This window comes from Corynebacterium riegelii (genome assembly GCF_016728505.1).
Taxonomy (GTDB): domain Bacteria; phylum Actinomycetota; class Actinomycetes; order Mycobacteriales; family Mycobacteriaceae; genus Corynebacterium; species Corynebacterium riegelii.
On the sequence record NZ_CP068159.1, the window covers coordinates 658467 to 673902 of the forward strand.

14 protein-coding genes are annotated in these 15436 nt (G+C 61.8%); 6 read left to right on the forward strand and 8 right to left on the reverse strand.

Annotation, left to right across the window (positions count from 1 at the left end):
• Positions 1-240 precede the first annotated feature (240 nt).
• The 5 genes from I6I71_RS02990 to I6I71_RS03010 all read left to right on the forward strand — a co-directional run bounded on the left by I6I71_RS02990 (position 241) and on the right by I6I71_RS03010 (position 6827).
• Positions 241-3450, forward strand: a complete 3210-nt coding sequence (locus I6I71_RS02990; RefSeq protein ID WP_236587431.1) for a murein biosynthesis integral membrane protein MurJ — start codon at positions 241-243, stop codon at positions 3448-3450.
• Positions 3451-3685: 235 nt separating this feature from the next.
• A complete protein-coding gene (locus tag I6I71_RS02995) occupies positions 3686-4240 on the forward strand; it encodes a sigma-70 family RNA polymerase sigma factor (RefSeq protein WP_052205684.1) in 555 nt (184 codons plus the stop codon).
• Between the two features lie 43 nt (positions 4241-4283).
• Positions 4284-5285, forward strand: a complete 1002-nt coding sequence (gene trxB / locus I6I71_RS03000; protein WP_201822147.1) for a thioredoxin-disulfide reductase — start codon at positions 4284-4286, stop codon at positions 5283-5285.
• A gap of 35 nt (positions 5286-5320) precedes the next feature.
• Positions 5321-5644 (forward strand): thioredoxin, encoded by a 324-nt coding sequence (trxA, locus tag I6I71_RS03005; RefSeq protein ID WP_052205683.1) that lies wholly within the window; start codon positions 5321-5323, stop codon positions 5642-5644.
• Position 5645: 1 nt separating this feature from the next.
• Entirely contained in the window at positions 5646-6827 is a 1182-nt protein-coding gene (locus I6I71_RS03010; RefSeq protein WP_201822149.1) for an N-acetylmuramoyl-L-alanine amidase, read from the forward strand.
• A gap of 3 nt (positions 6828-6830) precedes the next feature.
• Here the strand turns inward: I6I71_RS03010 and I6I71_RS03015 are convergent, their stop codons facing one another.
• The 8 genes from I6I71_RS03015 to rpmH all read right to left on the reverse strand — a co-directional run bounded on the left by I6I71_RS03015 (position 6831) and on the right by rpmH (position 12786).
• Positions 6831-8165 carry an AlbA family DNA-binding domain-containing protein gene (locus tag I6I71_RS03015; RefSeq protein ID WP_201822151.1) on the reverse strand — a complete coding sequence of 445 codons (1335 nt, stop codon included), beginning with the start codon at positions 8163-8165 and terminating at the stop codon, positions 6831-6833.
• A 49-nt stretch (positions 8166-8214) separates the two neighbouring features.
• Complete coding sequence (locus I6I71_RS03020; RefSeq protein ID WP_201822153.1) at positions 8215-9294, reverse strand: ParB/RepB/Spo0J family partition protein; 1080 nt, start codon at positions 9292-9294, stop codon at positions 8215-8217.
• Between the two features lie 3 nt (positions 9295-9297).
• Positions 9298-10173, reverse strand: a complete 876-nt coding sequence (locus I6I71_RS03025; RefSeq protein ID WP_052205679.1) for a ParA family protein — start codon at positions 10171-10173, stop codon at positions 9298-9300.
• A gap of 3 nt (positions 10174-10176) precedes the next feature.
• The gene (rsmG, locus tag I6I71_RS03030) at positions 10177-10830 is read right to left on the reverse strand and encodes a 16S rRNA (guanine(527)-N(7))-methyltransferase RsmG (protein ID WP_201822155.1); all 654 of its coding nucleotides are present in this window, start codon (positions 10828-10830) and stop codon (positions 10177-10179) included.
• 151 nt (positions 10831-10981) lie between these two features.
• Positions 10982-11953, reverse strand: coding sequence for a membrane protein insertase YidC (gene yidC / locus I6I71_RS03035; RefSeq protein WP_052205678.1), 972 nt, complete (start codon positions 11951-11953; stop codon positions 10982-10984).
• Complete coding sequence (yidD, locus tag I6I71_RS03040; RefSeq protein WP_201822157.1) at positions 11947-12261, reverse strand: membrane protein insertion efficiency factor YidD; 315 nt, start codon at positions 12259-12261, stop codon at positions 11947-11949. Before yidD ends, yidC begins: the two co-directional genes overlap by 7 nt.
• Positions 12262-12615 (reverse strand): ribonuclease P protein component, encoded by a 354-nt coding sequence (gene rnpA, locus I6I71_RS03045; protein ID WP_101734599.1) that lies wholly within the window; start codon positions 12613-12615, stop codon positions 12262-12264. It abuts the gene before it with no gap.
• 27 nt (positions 12616-12642) lie between these two features.
• Positions 12643-12786 (reverse strand): 50S ribosomal protein L34, encoded by a 144-nt coding sequence (gene rpmH, locus I6I71_RS03050; RefSeq protein WP_180950584.1) that lies wholly within the window; start codon positions 12784-12786, stop codon positions 12643-12645.
• 711 nt (positions 12787-13497) lie between these two features.
• On the opposite strand from rpmH, the gene dnaA reads away from it, so the two are divergent.
• Positions 13498-15018 (forward strand): chromosomal replication initiator protein DnaA, encoded by a 1521-nt coding sequence (dnaA, locus tag I6I71_RS03055; protein WP_101734600.1) that lies wholly within the window; start codon positions 13498-13500, stop codon positions 15016-15018.
• Positions 15019-15436 lie beyond the last annotated feature (418 nt).

The following is a 15436-nucleotide window of genomic DNA, read 5'->3' on the forward strand; positions in this document are numbered from 1 at the left end:
CGCAAGCGCATTGTTGCGCCGGCACCGCCCGCGCCCGTGCCTGCGCCACGCGAGCCCAAGCCGGACCCGGTGGCGGAAACCGGCGAGCCAGACCGCTCGCTTCTCACCACCAGCCCCAAGGGCGAAACCCTCGCAGGGGCAAGTGGTGGGGCAGTGGCCACCCTGGAGGCACCCGCCGCGCAAGAGGCTGAGGCGACGGAGGAGAACTCCAGCCAGTCCGTGGTGCGCGCAACCGGCTCCATGGCCGTTGCCACGCTGATCTCACGCATCACCGGATTCATCCGCACCGTGATGATCGGTGCGGCGCTCGGCCCAGCCGTCGCATCCGCGTTCAACACCGCCAACACGCTGCCGAACATCATCACCGAAATCGTGCTCGGCTCCGTGCTCACCGCACTCGTGGTGCCAGTGCTGGTGCGTGCGGAGAAGGAAGACCCGGACCGCGGCGAACGCTTCGTGCGCCAACTGTTCACGCTGACGCTGACCCTGATGGTGGTGGTGACCACCGTCGCCATCGTCACCGCACCCTGGCTGACCAGGCTGTTTCTTGATGACGAAGGCAAGGTCAACGTCATCCAATCCACCTCATTCGCCTACCTGTTGCTGCCGCAGATCTTCTTCTACGGCATGTTCTCCCTGTTCATGGCAATCCTGAACACCAAGGAACACTTCAGGCCAGGCGCATGGGCACCGGTGGCGAACAACATTGTCTCCATCGCGGTGTTGGCCGCGTATATGGCGCTGCCGGGGCGGTTGAATGCGGCCGCGCCGGCGTCGATTAGCAACCCCCATGTGCTCCTGCTTGGCTTGGGTACAACGGCCGGTGTGGTGGTGCAATGCCTGATCATGCTGCCCGCGCTGCGCAAGCTGGGGATTAACCTGCGGCCGCTGTGGGGTATTGATGACAGGCTGAAGCAATTCGGCGGCATGGCGCTGGCGATCATCACCTACGTGGCCATTAGCCAGGCCGGCTACATTGTGACCACGCGTATTGCCTCCAACGCACACGAAGCCGCGCCGTTTATCTACCAGCAGCACTGGATGCTGCTGCAGGTGCCATACGGCATCATCGGCGTGACCCTGCTGACCGCGATTATGCCGCGCCTGTCACGCAAGGCCGCAGACGGCGACGACGAAGCCGTAGTGCGCGACCTGACCCTGGGCACCAAGCTGACGTTCATCGCGTTGATCCCCATCATCGTGTTCATGACCGCGCTGGGCCCCGACATCGGGCACGCGCTGTTTGCCTACGGCGACTTCGACCCAGAGGCCGCGCGCACCCTAGGGCTTACCATCAGCTTCGCCGCGTTCACCCTGATCCCGTACGCGCTAGTGATGCTGCACCTGCGCGTGTTCTACGCGCGTGAAGAGGCCTGGACACCCACCTTCATCATCGCCGGCATCACCCTGACCAAGGTGCTGCTGAGCATGCTCGCGCCCCTGGTAGCCAATCGCCCGGAGCACGTGGTGGTGCTGCTTGGTGCGGCCAACGGGTTCGGGTTTGTTGCCGGTGCCGCAATCGGCGCGCTGCTGCTCAAGCGCAAGCTGGGCACCCTGGACATGCGCTCAGTGCTGCACACCTCTATCTGGGCGATGGCCTCTGCAATCATTGGCGTGGCCGGGATGTTCGGGCTGCGCTGGCTGGTGCGCGACGTTGCCGGCATAGACATGCCCAACTTCCTGGGCGAGCTGATCCACCTGCCTTCGCTTGGCTTCCTGTTTGAGGTTGGCATCCTGGGCGTGCTGTTTATCATTGCCACCGGCCTAGTCCTGGCACGCTCCGGCCTGCCAGAGGTGCAGAACCTGGGCCGCGCGCTGGCACGTATCCCGGGCATGGGCCGCTTCATCCGCCCGGATGAGGAGCGCGCCATTGACACCGGTGAAGTGGACCCGCGCGAGATGTCCACCCAGTTCCTCGCCGCCGATACGTTCAACGCCTCGCCGGTGCCGCCGCCGATGTCCGCCGGTGTTGTGCGCGGGCCCCGTCTGGTGCCGGGCGCGCTGGTTTCAGACGGCCGCTTCCGTCTCATCCGGGACCACGGCGCCACCGCCGGCGCCCGCTTCTGGCAGGCCCGCGAGGTGGCGACCGGCCGGCCTGTGGCGCTGACGTTTGTGGACACCACCGGCGCCTCCCCGATGGCGCCGGCCAGCCCGCGCGAGGCCGCCATTGACGCCGCAAGCGTTGCCCGCCGCACCCGCAAACTAGCCAAGCTTGGCCACCCCGCGGTGGCGGACAACATTGAAATCCTGTCGTATCGCACCGGCGCCTTGATCGTGGCGGACTGGGTAGAGGGCACCTCTGTCAAGGCCGTGTGCGAGTCCGGCCAGACCCTGCACACTGAGGCCGTGGCCAACGCGCTTGCGCCTTTGGCCGGTGCCATGGCCGCCGCCCGCAACGTGGACGTGCCGCTTGGTCTGGACAACCGCCAGCGCCTGCGCGTGGACACCGAGGGCAAAATCCGCCTGGCGTTCCCGGCCGTGCTGCCCGGCTCTTCCGCAGTGACAGACGCCGCGAGCTTCGCCTCCGCCATGGAGCTGCTCACCGCCAACGTGAACTCCGATGCGCTTGAAGAGATCACACGCAACACGCGTGCGCTTGTAGACGCCGACGCAATTGAAACCCACGACTTCCGCGACCTCCAAGCCGCCCTGCGCAGGGAAGCGAACCTGCCGGGGACCGTGACGGAGTCTGTGTCTGAAACGGATGCGGAAGCTGCTCCGGACGCCTCGGCCGCGCTGGACTTCGCGCCGGCAGCCGAGGAACCCGAAGACGACCCGGACGCACTGCGCGGCGGCTTCGGCGCCGGCAGCTTCAGCCCGGTCGTCGTGGCGCTGCTGACCGCTATTGCGGTGGCGGCCGTCATCATGATCGCGGCCCTAACCGCCTACCTCATCGGCACGTTCAGCAGCGAAGAATCCGACGGCCCCGTCAGCCCGGTCGGCGCCACCACCAGCGCGCCGCACCCGACCACCACCGAGGCCTCCACACTGCCCGTGGTCATCCGCCCGCTGCTCGCCGCCGCGGTGAACCCCGACGGCACGCCTGTGGACGGCCAAGTACACAACATCGTGGACCAGGACAACACCACCTCCTGGACCACCACCCGCGACGTTGCGGTGGTCCTTCGCGGCGGCGATGTCACCGGCCCGTTCCGCCTTGAGCACATGCTTATCGACGCCCCAACCGACACCGGCCCCTACGAAATCTACGGCCTCCCCGCCGACTTTTCTGGCGGCTCTGACGGCTCTGCTGGTTCCGGTATCACTCGCGAGCAGTGGTCGCAGTTCCCACTGCTGGCCAGCGGCACGTTGCACAAGGGCCAAAACAACATCGACGTCGAAGCGCGCGAGGTCAGCGGCGTGGTGATCTACCTGCCGCCGCGTGAAGACGGTACTGGTGCTGGTGAGGCGACGCTGCGCAACGTCTCGCTCATCGGCTACATGAAGTAGGTGCGGCGGGCTGCACGGCCCCAAACCCCGCCCCAAACCTAAATGCAGCTACCTACATGCAGCTACTAAGCGATTTGGGACTTGGTAGCCGGGTCTAGGTAGCTGCAAACGTGTGGGGAGGGGGCTCACGCAACCCGTGTCCACTAAAGTGTGCACGCATTTTGTAGCGCAACGGCACCGCGGCAGGGCATAGTTAAACCCGTCATGTTTTTTCGGGGGATACACAGGGGGAACTATGCCGCACCGCTCCGACATCCAGCTGGCTTCTGACTACGTAAATGGCGACGTCCGTGCGTTTCGCGTGATTGTGAAGCGCCACCACCAGCGCATGTTTTACACTGCACGCAGTTACGCGCGCGATGAGTTTGACGCCCAGGACATTGTCCAGGAGGCGCTGTTTCGCGCCAGCCGCAGTATGCACACGTACCGCGGGGAGGCGAAGATGACCACGTGGCTGCACCGCACGGTGACCAATGTGGCGTATGACTTTTACCGTCGTACGGAAACCAGGAACGGCAACGTGGTCAGTTATGACGATGGGGAGACGATCACCCAGGACAATCACCGTTTCTTGTCGCATGATCCGACGACAACGGTGGAGTCTTTCCTGGCGTTGCGTCAGGCGGTGGCGAATCTTCCCTCCACGCATCGCAAGGCGCTTTTGCTTATAGACGTCTACGGGATGAGCGTCGAATCCGCCGCCACCAAACTGGGTGTTCGTCCCGGTACGGTGAAGTCTCGCCGCTTCCGCGCACGCGAGCTGGTTGCTGCGGCTGTGGCTGAAGCGTAACTCGCTGGGGCGTATGTGTACCGCGCCGCTACACTACGTAGCTATGACGAATCCGGGATTTATTAACGTGGGCAACCTTGGTGCGAATGCGGTTGCAGACGGCGTCGATAAGCAAGATGCCCCTGTGCACGACCTGATCATTGTGGGCTCCGGCCCGGCAGGCTACACGGCGGCGATTTATGCCGCGCGTGCGGAGCTGAAACCGCTGGTCTTTGAAGGGTATGAGTACGGCGGCGAGTTGATGAACACCACCGAGGTGGAGAATTTCCCCGGCTTTGATGCGGGCGTGATGGGCCCGGATCTGATGGAGAATATGCGCGAGCAGGCTGAGAAGTTTGGTGCGGATCTGCGCAGTGAGCTGGTGACTCGGGTGGATTTCTCCGACACCGGCCTGAAGAAGGTCTACGTGGATGATGAGGTCTACCAGGCCAAGGCCGTGATTTTGGCCACGGGTGCAGCGCCGCGCCACCTGGGTGTGCCGGGTGAGGAGGAGCTGACCGGCCGCGGCGTGTCCACCTGCGCAACCTGTGACGGCTTCTTCTTCAAGGACCACCACATTGCCGTTGTTGGTGGTGGTGATTCCGCGATGGAGGAGGCCACCTTCCTGACCAAGTTCGGCTCCAAGGTCACGCTGATTCACCGCTCGGAGAACTTCCGTGCCTCCAAAATCATGCTGGAGCGCGCGCGTGAGAACGAGAAGATTGAGTTCCTCACCAACACCGTTGTGGAATCCGTGGTTGACGGCGGCGGAAAGGTCGAGGGCCTGAACGTGGTGAACACGGTGACCGGGGAGAAGTCCGTGCTGGACGCCACGGCGCTGTTTGTGGCTATCGGGCACGATCCGCGCTCCGGGTTCCTTGAGGGCCAGGTGGCCGTGGATGAGGGCGGGTACGTCACGGTGGCGGATCCGTCCACGGCAACGAGTGTTCCGGGCGTGTTCGCGGCGGGTGACTTGGTGGACAAAACCTACCGTCAGGCAATTACTGCGGCGGGCTCCGGTTGCCGCGCGGCGCTGGACGCGCAGCATTACTTGGCCGCGCTGTAACACCTTTGCCGGTCGCCCAACTAGGATGTGAGGCTATGAACGCTCCAATTGATGTCACCCAGGCCACCTTCAAATCTGAGGTGGTAGACGCCGACACCCCTGTGCTGGTGGACTTCTGGGCCGAATGGTGCGGCCCATGCAAGAAGCTCGGCCCGATTCTGGACGAAATTGCCACGGAGATGGGCGATTCGGTCAAGGTTGCCAAGGTCAATGTTGACCAGGAACGCACCCTTGGCGCGATGTTCCAGGTCATGTCCATCCCGACTGTCTTGCTGTTCAAGGGCGGCGAGAAGGTCGATGAGTTTGTCGGCGTTCGTCCGAAGAGTGAGATTGTTAAGCGCCTCCAGGCGCAGATGTAATATGCCGGAAATTCTTCGCGTCGGTGATTCGAGCGCGCGTGTGGCTGAGGTCCGCACCGCGCTTGCTCGCATCGGCGTTCTTGAGGGCTTTGAGGGCAGTGTTGGCAGCTTTAACTCAAGGCAGTTTTCGAAGCAGGAGATGCTTTTCGACGCTGCGTTGGAGCAAGCCATCCGCGCCTTCCAACAGTCCCGCGGCATCGTTCCCTCTGGGGCTATCGATGATTTGACGCTGCGTGAGCTGCGCGAGGCGTCCTACAAGTTGGGCGCGCGTGTGCTGAGTTATCAGCCGGGCCAGCTCATGGTGGGCGATGATGTGACGCAGCTGCAGAATCAGCTGCATGAACTGGGCTTTTATCAGCATCGTGTGGATGGGCGCTTTGGCCCGGATACGCATGAGGCTGTGGCGAACTTCCAGCTGGACACCGGTCTTGAGGATGACGGCGTCTGCGGCCCGGAGACGTTGCGTGCGCTGAGCCTTTTGGGCCGTCGGATTACTGGCGGTTCCGCGCACAATATTCGTGAGCGTGAGCATGTGCGCCAGGCGGGTCCGCACCTGTCCGGCAAGCGTGTGGTGATTGACCCAGCGCTTGGCGGGGACGACCACGGTTCGGCGGTATCCGGGCGTTTTGGTGAGATTCATGAGGAAGAGATTCTGTGGGATCTCGCTGGCCGTATTGAGGGCCGCATGGTTGCCGCGGGGATGGAGACGATCCTGTCCCGGCCGCGTGGGGATAACCCGTCGACGAAGGCCCGTGCTGATTTGGCGAATGGGTTTGGCGCTGACGTTGTGATTTCGCTGAAGCTGGACCGCTACGCCAACGAGAAGGCCAACGGTACCGCCACGTTTTACTTTGGTTCTGAGCAGGGCACGTCCTCCATGACCGGCGAAGTGCTCTCCGGATTCATTCAGCGCGAGATCGCTGCACGCACTGACCTGCAGAATTGCCACAACCACGCCCGCACGTGGGACATGCTGCGCATGACGCAGATGCCTACCGTTGAGGTAGTGCTGGGGTATGTGACCAATCCTGGCGACGTTGCCGTGTTGACAGATCCGAAGCAACGCGACGCAATTGCGGAGGCGATTGTGGTTGCGGTGAAGCGTCTCTACCTGATGGAGATGGATGACCAGCCGACCGGCACGTACAACTTCTCTGACTTGCTGCGCGAGGAACGGGCGTAGCTCCTAGAGCTGCAGGTAGAGCGTGGTCCGGGTCTCGCCGGTTCGCCTGAGCACGCCTTGATCCACAAGTTTACGCAGCGCACGGTAGGCCTGTTGTTTACTTAAGCCCGCCATTTGGGCAATCGTGCTACTCGACGCCCCTTCGTCACCCACCCTGCCCATCATCTTGAGCACGCGCGCCTCATTGCCGGTGGCGTTGACTGCTGTTCCTGTGGCGCTGCTTGTTGTGTTGCTCGTTGTGGTTGCCCAGGGGAGGCTGGCTACGACCGCCTGGTCGTGGCTGCCTTCAAAACTCACAGCGTGTCCGTCCTGGGCAAGCGTGGCCAGGCCGGTGCCGGCGCCCGGGGTGAGCCCGGTGTGGGCAATTGCGCTGGTCAGATACATGGAGCGCGGCGCGTGGACCCCGCCAGTGCCATCCACGCCGCGGGGGAGAGGCCCCGGGCTGGTGACTTTGGCACCGCGCTGGTCCAACGCCACGTACACGGGGCCGGGCATGAAGTAGTCCCTGTGCAGTAGTGCGTTGATCACAAGCGGGTAGGCGGCGCCGAACGTGTCGACGTTGCGGCTGAGATCATCGAGCATCAGCGCAAGTGGCGCCTGGCTGCGCATCGTCTTCGGGGTGGCGCCCGGGCGCACGCGGCGATCCGCAACAGTCAGACCGTGGTAGGGGAGGAAGCGCTGCAGAGCGTCACTGTGACCAAATAACGCAATAGCTCCGAGGCTGAGCGGTTCTGCGGAGTCGTTGTAGAAGCCCAGTGCGCGAAGCAGTGCTTCATCACCAAGTTCTCGCAGGTGAGCGGCCTGGAGGTGTGCCCGGTAGGTGCTGATGGCGTCCGGGTTGACGTCTGCAAGCGAGGCCCCCGCGGCGGGCGCCAGTGCCCAGTCCATCCCGTTGGCGTCGCGGTAGCGGGTGAACAGATACGCCGGGTCCATGCCAACGCACTCCGGGGTGCCCTGCGCGTTAAGGCGGCGCGTGCGGTACACACCCCACTTGGTTGCCACGGGGCTTGCGGCGGCGTCCGCGTGGACCGCCACGACGTCCTTGCCGTCCACACGTACCACCGAGACGGTCACGGGAAGGGAGGGGGAGGTATGCCGGAAGACGCTTGCGGCGAGTTGCGCCGGGTCGGTCGTCTCGCCATGGAAGGGGTAGCAGCCGCTGACGGTACCGTCCTTGTCCACCCCGATGAGCAGCGTCCCGCCGTCGGCGTTGGCCAAGCACGCCATTGTTTCAATCAATCGTCGCTCATTGATGTATGCGGATGAAACTCGGCGCGCGAATGCAACCGACAGGGATTCCCCTCGCGCTATGAGCTGCTGAATCTCCGCACTATTCACGCCCGAGAGTTTACATCAGATTCAATCATTGATGGAATCCAGAAGCTAATTACCCCTGCATGAGCTCCATGATTCGCTCAAAGTCATCGCGGTCACCGAACTCCACGACGATCTTGCCTTTGCGCTTGCCCATGGTCACGGACACCTTGGTATCCCACACATCCGCCAGGCGCTCAGCGGCGGTCTGCAGGTACTCCGGCTGCGGCGTCGGGGTGCGCTTCGGCTTCTCCGGGACTTGGCCGTTGTTATTGATCAGGGTCACGGCTTCTTCGGTTGCGCGAACAGACAAGCCCTCGGCCACAATGCGCTCGGCGAGGGTGTCTTGGGCGTTGGTTGTGGCGTCGCCAAGCTTGATGCCCAAAAGCGCACGGGCGTGGCCGGCGGACAGCACACCGGCTGCCACGCGGCGTTGCACCGCAACCGGCAACCCCAACAGACGAATCGCATTGGTCACCGCTGGGCGCGAGCGGCCAAGCTTGTCAGCCAGCTGCTCCTGGGTCACGCCGAACTCCTGCAAAAGCTGCTGGTAGGCGGCCGCTTCTTCCAGCGGGTTGAGCTGGACGCGGTGGATGTTCTCCAGCAGGGCGTCGCGCAGCATGTCCTCATCGGAGGTCTCGCGCACGATAGCCGGGATGTGCTTGAGGCCCGCCTTGGAGGCCGCGCGCCAACGGCGCTCACCCATGATGAGCTCGAAGCCCTCGCGCGTATCGCGCACCACGATCGGCTGCAGCAAGCCGAACTCACGGATGGAGTGGACCAGCTCCGCCAGGTCGTCCTCATCGAAGACCTGGCGCGGCTGCTTCGGGTTCGGGATGATCTGGCCAAGCGGGATCTCCTGGTAGCGCGCGCCACCGACCGGCATCGGGGAAAGCGCGTTCTCCGCGCTCGCCGCCACCGTCGGCGCACCCTTCACACCAACCTTCGGGGCACCCTTCGGACGCTTCGGCTTAGCCGGCTTGGCTGCCTGAGCAGGCTTTTCCTCCTCGGCCGGCTTCGCCTTGCCAAAGATGATGTCGGACGCCCCGCCACCAATGCCGCCGGTCTTGCCGGACTTGTCCATCTGTGCCGGGGCCGAGGGGATCAACGCACCCAGGCCGCGGCCAAGGCCGCCTTTGCGTTCCTGTGCCATTGTTTAGTCCTCCTCGATCTCGTAGTTTGAATCCGCATCTAGCTGGGCGTATACCTCCGGACTGACACCAATCGGCCCGGTGGTGGGGTGCGGTGTGTAATCACCGCGCGTATCAAGTTCCTTCGCAGCATCAATGTAGGCCAACGCGCCGCGCGAGGTCGGGTCATATTCCACAACCGTCTGGCCAAAGCCGGGCGCCTCTGAGACCTTCACGGAGCGCGGGATCATGTTGCGCAGCACCACTTCACCGAACTGGCTGCGCACTTCCTCCGCAACGTCGGCGGCAAGCTTCGTGCGTGCGTCGTACATAGTCAGCAGCACAGCCGCAATGTGCAGGTTCTGATTCAGGTGTTCACGGATCATGCCGATGTTGTTCAGCAGCTGGCCTACGCCCTCAAGCGCGTAATACTCGCACTGAATCGGAATCATCACTTCATCCACCGCGGTCATCGCGTTGATGGTGAGCAGGCCCAAAGACGGCGGGCAGTCGATGAAGACGTAGTCGAATCCGTGTGATTCGAGGAAGCCGCGCCTCAAAGCGTCGTAAAGCCGGTACTCCCTGCGCACCATGCTGACCAGCTCAATCTCAGCACCGGCCAGGTCAATGGTTGCGGGGATGCAGAACAGGTTCGGGTTGTCCGGGTTCGGCTGCATAGCCTCCTCCGGCGTTGCATGCCCGATCAGGATCTCGTAGGAGGACAGCGTGCCGGAGGTATGCTCCGCACCCAGTGCGGTCGAGGCGTTGCCCTGCGGATCCAAATCCACCACCAGCACCTTGTGGCCTTGCTTGGCCAGGGCGGCAGCGATGTTGACACTCGTGGTGGTTTTACCCACGCCACCTTTTTGGTTTGCCACCGTAAATAAGCGCACGTTGCTCATGGCCTACCTCCGCACAATCCTGATCAACGTGGTCGGCTCTGCAAGCGCCGCCCCCACCGTGAAAATCTCCGCGTCCCCGCCGCCGGCCTTGGTCACTTCCTTACGGTCGCGTTCGAGCTCTTCGCTTACCGACGCCCCCTTCAACGCCACCATCTGCCCCCCATGTTTCACCAGCGGCAAAGACCACCCGGCGAGCTTGCCCAGCGGCGCCACGGCACGGGAGGTTACCGCGTCGAACTGGCCTTTCTTCTGCTCCTCAGCACGGCCGCGGACCACGGTGACGTTATCCAGGTTCAGCGCCTCTTTGACCTCGCCCAAGTACACCGAGCGCTTCAGCAGCGGCTCAATCAGCGTGATCTGCAAGTCTGGGCGCGCGATAGCCAGCGGGATGCCCGGCAGTCCGGCGCCGGAACCGATGTCCGCCACTTTGAGATCTGGAGCGAATGCCTCACCAACCACCGCGCAATTGAGGATGTGGCGCTCCCACAGGCGCTCCACTTCCTTCGGGCCGATGAACCCACGTTCCGCAGCCGTTGTTGCCAGCGAGTCGTGGTACGCCACCGCAAGGTTGAAGCGGTCCCCAAAGACCTCTTTGGCTATTTCGGGCAACTGATCTGACACGGCTGTGTACTCCTTGCTCACGTGGGCGTTCTGCATAGGCAGGCTGTTGTTCCCTAGATGTTAGTCAACGCCGCCACACACCATACAGCCGCCGCCATATCCGCAGGTAGGCAACAAAAAACCGGCAACCCCGGCCCGAAGGGCCGACGCTGCCGGAATGTGGTGTGAAGTTCGTAGGCTACTGGCCTTACTTGCCCTGCTTGCGCTGCTTCTTGGTGCGCTTATCCACCGTGCGGGCACCAACCACAGGTGCGGATGCACGCTTAGCCTCACGCTTCGCTGCCTCTTCCGCTTCCTCTTCCTTATCCATCTTGTCGTAGACAATGCGGGTTTGGAAGAAGGTCCACACGTTGTTGGCCAGCATGTAGAACAGCAGGCCAACGTGCCACAGGAAGCCGGACGCCAGAATCATGATCGGCATGATCCACAGCATCATGTTGTTCATCATGCCCATCTGGGATTCCATCATCTTCGCAGTATCACCAGTCGGTGCGGCAACCTTGCCAGCTGCACGGCGCTCATTCTGACGGTTGATGGAAATACGCGCGTTGAAGTGCACGAACACTGCGGAGATGATCACCAGCGGCAAGCAGACCGCAATGATGTGGGTTCGCGTCAGGTCAACGCCGGTAAACGCCTCGAACGCGGCTTCCGGCATAGACATGTAGGCCGACAGCGGCACGCCGAAGAAGTTGGCGTCCAGGAAGGACTGCACGTCTTCCGCTGGGAAGGCGTAGTTGGCGGTCTCACGGTTTACCTCAACGCTCAGCGGGTCGTTCGGACGCGCGGTGCGGTTAAAGGAGCGCAGCACGTGGAACAGGCCAAGGAAGATTGGCATCTGCACCAGCGGCACGATGCAGGAGGCCAATGGGTTGACACCCATTTCCTTCTGCAGCTTGCGCATTTCTTCGGCCATTTTTGTCTGGTCGTTTTTGTACTTCTCGCGGACTTCCTGCATCCGCGGCTGTACTTCTTGCATCTTGCGCATGGAGCGCATCTGGTTGACCATGGGTTTAACCAGGAAGATGCGCACCGTAAAGGTCAAAAGCACAATGGCCAGGATCCAGGAGATGCCGGAATCTTTGGGCAGGACAAAGCCGAGGGCTTCGTGCCAGAACCGCAGCACCCACGAGATTGGCCAGTAAATAAAGTTCAGCACTGTTCGGTGTTTCTCCTCGTTGTCTTTTCCGCTTCGCCCGCGCTGCCGGGTACCGGGTCGTATCCCCCGGGGTGCCACGGGCCGCACTTACACACTCGTGCCGCTGCCATCGCGCCACCTCGCACAGCTCCGTGACGTGATACGGCCTCAAGCGCATACGCGCTGCATACAGGCATAAAGCGACAAGTGCCACCCATCTTAAGGGGCGAGAGGTATTTTTGGTAACCACGCACGGCGCCCACCATGGCTTTCGCTAGGGGCCCTTTGGCTCGGGGGATTTCCTCGCCCAGGAAGTTGAAGTACGGCATTTAGCGCTTCTTCAACGCCCTGGCCAGCGCGGATACAAACTCCCGGGCCAGCTCTTCGCTGGTTGCGGTTGCTGCCGGTGGTAGTGCTCGCACCACTACATCGTGGTGGGGCTTAAGCTTATCGACGCCCCCCGCAAGCACCACAGCCCTCAACCTCCGGGACACCGCATGCCTTATTACAGCGTTGCCGACTTGTTTGCTCACAACCAGGCCGAAGCGGGGCCCGCCGCGTACAACAAGATCTTCGCGGGCGTAAACATGCACCACTAATGTGCGAGACCCCGCGCGCACTCCTCGACGCATCGTCTGCTTGAAGTCAGCGGACGAGGTCAGTTTGTGCGGGCGGGGTAACACGCGCGTTGGTTATAGGCTTAAGCGCTCTTATGCGCTCAGCTTTGCGCGGCCCTTCTTGCGGCGCGCGGAGATGATGGCGCGGCCGGCACGGGTACGCATGCGAGCACGGAAGCCGTGCTTGCGGGAGCGACGGCGGTTGTTCGGCTGGAAAGTCCGCTTAGACACGGAAATACTCCTTCGGTTGCACGAACGGCCAGCTTGTACTCACGCGGATTCCCCGCGTGTGCACCAGCTCCGGGGCCTGGGCCGTCCGGTGGTGAAACGTTGTAAGTGAGATTGCGGTGCGTGATGTGGATCATCTCGCTCGCATGCACCGTCCCGGGAAGGTGCTCTCCAGAAGTCACTGATGTGACAGACCATGTCAGGGTACGTGATGGAAAGGCGTTGCTACAAATCGCCGCGCCGCATGTTGGAACCTTTCTTTTGGGTACCCCCGGAATTACAACAGTGTGTTTTTCTGCAGGTGGGAGGGCGAATCGCCGAGCCATCCAGCGCCACAATAATTGTCTATTCATTTATGTGCAACACACGTGTTCGAGCGCGAAAGTTATCCACAGGGGTACTCACAGGCATTTGTTAGACAGTGCGAGGTCGGACGCGGTAACAATGTTTTATCACCACAAAATCACAGACCCCAATTGTGGAGTCCTGTGGATAACTGTGAAGTTCTAGTTGAGACTTTCGCGAAATTCCGCTAGTTTCTGCAGGTACAAGCGTTGTACACAGAAACTCACAGTTATCCACAGGTAAACACACTCCTGTGGATAACCCCGGTGGATAGAGTTATCCACAGGTGTGTATAACCTTGTGGAACATGAGGTCGCGGGCTTATCAGTCCAGACCTAACTTGTGAATTGCTGTTAATTCTTGTGAGGAGCTGCCGTGGCCGATCAGCAACTCGAGTCACTGTGGCGTGACCTCGTTGCGGAGTTGTTGCAACTTTCTGAGCGTCCCAACTCATCCGTACCCACGCTGACCCACCAGCAGCGCGCCTACCTCCAGTTGGTGCGCCCGGAAGTGCTGGTCAACGGCTATGCCGTAGTCACTGCACCGCATGCCGCAGCCAAGTCAGTAGTAGAGGAGTCGCTGGCGCCGCACATCACCGCACTGCTGCAGTCGCGTTTGGGAACGCCCTGCACACTTGCGGTAACCATGGCCGCGCCTGAACCGGAACCCGAGATCCCGCCAGTCCAGGAGCAGTGGGCATCCAGCCAAACGGCACAGACCCCGGTGGGGGAGCAAATGCCGATGGGTCTTGATGAGCTTGCGCAGATGCACGCCCAGCAGGTCGCGGCAAGTGGTAGCGCACACCCCGTCGTCCCGCAGCGCATTCCGCGTGAAAAGCCTGCTCACGACCCTGACCGCGAAGCCAGCCTGAACCCGAAGTACACCTTCGAAAACTTTGTTATTGGCTCTTCCAACCGCTTTGCCAATGGTGCAGCGGTGGCCGTCGCAGAGAATCCAGCCCGTGCTTACAACCCACTGTTTATTTGGGGTGGTTCCGGCCTGGGCAAGACCCACTTGCTGCACGCTGCCGGCAACTACGCGCGTGTGCTGCAGCCAAACTTGCGCATTAAATATGTGTCATCGGAGGAATTCACCAATGACTACATCAATTCCGTGCGTGATGACCGTCAGGAATCCTTCAAGCGCCGCTACCGCGACCTGGACATTCTGATGGTGGATGACATCCAGTTCCTCGAAGGCAAGGAAGGCACCCAGGAAGAGTTCTTCCACACCTTTAATGCGCTGCACCAGTCCAACAAGCAGATCATTTTGTCCTCTGACCGGCCGCCGCGTCAGCTGACCACGCTTGAAGACCGCCTACGTACCCGCTTCGAAGGCGGCCTCATCACCGATATTCAGCCGCCAGACCTGGAAACTCGCATCGCGATTCTGCTAAAAAAGGCAGCTGCGGACGGCACGCACGTCAGTCACGACGTCCTCGAACTCATTGCCACGCAGTTCCAAAGCTCCATCCGCGAGCTCGAAGGCGCCCTAATCCGCGTCTCTGCGTACTCTTCGCTGATCAATGAGCCAATCACCATGGAAGTTGCCCAGGTTGCGCTTCGGGACATTCTTCCCGACGAAAGCGATATCCACATCACCGCCACCGCCATCAAAGAGGCCGCGGCGGAGTACTTCAGCGTGGCCGTCGACCAACTCACTGGCGCCGGAAAGACCAGGCAGGTGGCCCACGCGCGCCAGATTGCCATGTATCTGTGCCGCGAGCTGACCGAGCTTTCGCTGCCCAAGATTGGCGACGAGTTCGGCGGCAAAGACCACACCACCGTCATGTACGCGGACCGCAAGATCCGCAAGGAGATGACGGAAAACCGTGAGACGTACGACGAAATCCAAGAGCTCACCCAGATTGTGAAGAACCGCGCCCGCGGCGCCTAACGCACTCGCCCTGCCTGCCCGGCCTGCCCGCCTTCCTTCCGGGCTCACCCGAGCCGCGACCTGGTCTTTTGTCATTATCGTCTAGCACTCAGCACCGGCCGCTAGACGACAACGCAAAATCCGCCAAATGTCTCCACATTCGACCTGGGGGAATGGAGGCCAGTTTTCAATGTCGTCTAGCAGGGTTTCGCTGCCTGCTAGACGACATTTCTCATGTCCAGTCACTCTTTGGACACGGGCTCATTGGACACGGGGCTTATTGGACACGGAGCCCACCGGGCCCGCTCGGCATCCATGACGAGGCCACTGGCAGAAGGGCGACTGACAGCAGGGCGACTGGCAGAAGGGCACTAGCAGACATTGCAAAAAACGCGGTGAGTAAAGACAACTGACCTGGGGAAACGCGAGGCCGAAATCA